The organism is Micromonospora sp. PRAS1, assembly GCF_059553435.1.
In genome coordinates this window covers 1-213 of sequence record NZ_JCANNB010000140.1, presented here as the reverse complement: position 1 = coordinate 213, position 213 = coordinate 1, and the positions used below count along the sequence as shown (strand labels likewise).

Genomic DNA, 213 nt, shown 5'->3' with positions numbered 1-213 from the left:
TGTCGAACAAGGTGCTGGATGTGCACAACTTCTCGACGGCCAACGGTGCGGCGATCGTGCAGTGGGCTGATCACAACGGGACGAACCAGCAGTTCCGGTTGGCTGATTCCGATGGTGGTCACGTCCGGTTGATCAACCGGAACAGCAACAAGGTGCTGGAGGTGCAGGGCGCCTCGACCGCCGACGGCGGCAACATCGTGCAGTACGACGACT

The 213-nt window shown here is 61.0% G+C and carries 1 protein-coding gene; it reads left to right on the top strand.

The features are described 5' to 3' along the window. Positions 1 to 213 (top strand): RICIN domain-containing protein (locus AC507J_RS32445; RefSeq protein WP_496294406.1); only part of this gene is annotated, 213 nt, incomplete at both ends.